Source organism: Actinospica durhamensis (assembly GCF_018139695.1).
Lineage (GTDB): Bacteria > Actinomycetota > Actinomycetes > Streptomycetales > Catenulisporaceae > Actinospica > Actinospica durhamensis.
In genome coordinates, this window is the sequence record NZ_JAGSOG010000498.1 from 1 (window position 1) to 2,616 (window position 2,616).

Below are 2,616 nucleotides of genomic sequence, written 5' to 3' on the forward strand. Positions count from 1 at the left end.
CCTGGGAAAGTCGCTGGTACTGCGCTTCGGACTGACCGGGGACCTGACGGACCTGGACGACGCGGTGGCGGCGCTGCGCACGGCTCTGACGGCCTCGGCGCAAGAGCATCACGCCAGGTTGGTGTACCAGGCGGATCTCAGCCAGGCTCTGCGGACGCGCTTCGAGCAGACCGGCCGCCGCGAAGACATCGACGAAGCGGTCGCCCTGAGCCGCGCGTCAGTCGAGGCCACTTCGACGGACGACGCCAACCTGGGCGGCTTCCACGTCATGTTGGGGCAGGCGCTGCGCGCCCAGGGGCAGGGCGAGCGAACCGAAGAGCCGACGAGCGCCTCGGCCACAACCCGGTCGCGACTGATCGCCGCCGTCTCCCTGCACTGGGAAAGCCTCGCGGCACCGGAGTTCTCCGTGACGCTCGATCCGCGCGCGTTCGAGGACGTCCAGCGACTGACCGAACTGCTGGAGCGGGAGGAGACCCCGGATGTCAGCGCATGGGAGATGATCGGGTTGTTTCAGTGGGCCCGGTCGCTCGCCCTGCGCCCCGACGCCGGTCCCGAAGCCGACGCGGAGGGAGAGAAGGCGCTGGAAGCGGCGATCAGCGCGTACGGGTATGTATTCATCGCCCGCCGCGACGTTCCGGAGCGGCTTCGCGCGGCCGTCGCGCTCTTCGTGGCGGAAGAGGCGGGCACGGCCATGTTCGAGGCCGCGATCGAAGCGCCCGAGGCCGGAGCCCTGACGACCGTCATCGACCTGTGGCGGCGTATCCTGCGCGCCATCCCCTCGGACGAGGCCGACCGGCCGAGTTGCCTCGCCGTCCTCGGCGCCGCTCTGTCCTTCAGACAAGCCGTCACCGGTACCCCCGAAGACCTGGACGAGGCGATCGACTGCCTCAGAGCGGCCATCGAGATCGGATTCGCCGACGAGCCCACCCCACCGGCCTGGTCCGCGTCGCTCGGCCAGTGCCTGATACGCCGATTCCAGGCCACCGGATCCCGCGCGGATCTGGGCGACGCCCTCGCCGCGGGCCGGCTGGCGGTGCGCGAGGCGGCCGGGGCCGAGGAAGAGGTGTCGTTGCGCCTCGCTTACGCCGCCACGCTGATCACGAGTGCGCAGCTGTTCGGATCGGACGCGGAGCTGGAGACCGGCGTCGCGATGCTCGCCGAGTGCGCCGCGGCGCTTCCCCCCACGGACGACGACTACCCGGGCGCCTACACCAATCTCGCCGAGGCCCAACTGTTGCGTTACGAGAGAAACGGTGCGCCGGCCGACCTCGAGGACGGGATCGCGTCGGCACGCACGGCGGCCCGAGCCACGCCCGAGGGCCACCCGAATTTCGCCGTGACCGCCGGCGCGCTCGGTGGCGCGCTGCTGAATCGAGCGCGTGCCGGCGACGCCACCGATCTCGACGAGGCGATCGCGATACTGCGGCGTGGCGCCGACTCGGCCGCGCCGGGACTGCCGGCCCGTATCCGTTGTCTGGCGAACCTCTGCAGTGCGCTGTCGACCAGGTTCCTGCACGCGGGCACGGTTCGCGACCTCGACTCCGCCGTGAGCGTCGGGCGGCAGGCCGTGGGCGAGGCGCCGGCGGGCTTCGTGCTGCGCCCGAGATGCGAGGTCTTCCTCGGCTCGGCGTTGCTGCTGCGCAGCGCCCAGAACGGCAGCCGAGAGGATCTCGACGCCGCGATCGGCCTCGCCCTGAGCGCGAGCGACGCCATCACTCCCGACAGCGCGGACGCGGCGATGGCGCTGTCCTTCCTGGGTACCGCACTGCGGCTCCAGTTCGAGTGGACTCGGCGGCTGGAGGATCTGGATCAGTGGATCGAGACGACCCGGCAGGCGGCGGCAGCGCTGCCCGAACAGCACCCCCATCTCACCGGCCTGCGCTACAGCCTGGCGAACGCGCTGCAGTCCCGGTATCTGGAGACGGATCAGGCCGCTGATCTGGACGAGTCGATCGCTCTGGTGCGCCTGGCCGCGGCAGGCCCGGCGCACAGTGCCGTCGACCGGGCGGTCAGGCAGGCCCTGCTGGGGACCACGCTCCATCTGCGCTTCGCGGAGTCCGGCGACGCGGCCGACCTCGACGAGGCGATCGCCGTGCTCTCGGCGGCCATCGACACGGCGGACGGCCCGGTCGTGGCGGAGTGTCAGGTGAAGCTCGGCGACGTCTACCAGACCAGATTCCTCGCAGCCGAGGACGCGCAGGACCTGGTCATGGCCTTGGCCTGCTTCCACGTCACGGCCGAGGCCGAGCAGGCCCAGCCGCACGTGCGGATCACGGCCGCCCAGTACGACGCCAAGCTCACCGGGTCCGTCCTGCCGGATCGCGCCGTGGAGCTGCTCGAGACCGCCGTTCGCCTGCTGCCGCTGACCGCCTCGCACCGGCTGCGACGGGCGGACCAGCAGCACGCGCTGAGCCAGTACGCCTCCCTGGCGAGCGACGCCGCGGCACTGCGGCTGCGCGTCGGCGGCCCCGACGCGGCCGCACGCGCCCTAGAAGTCCGATGAAGATCTCTGTTCTGGCCCGGCCGCGCAGCGGTTGGGCCAGAATGCTGTCATGCAGGGTGAGTGGACGGGTGAACTGGCAGGTCCCGACGTGTGGGTCACGTGTCGGGAGCTGA

General features: G+C 71.4%; 1 pseudogene. It reads left to right on the forward strand.

The features are described from left to right. Positions 1 to 2,503, forward strand: a pseudogene (locus KDL01_RS40385) (hypothetical protein); the annotation flags it as partial. Between the last annotated feature and the right edge of the window lie 113 nt (positions 2,504 to 2,616).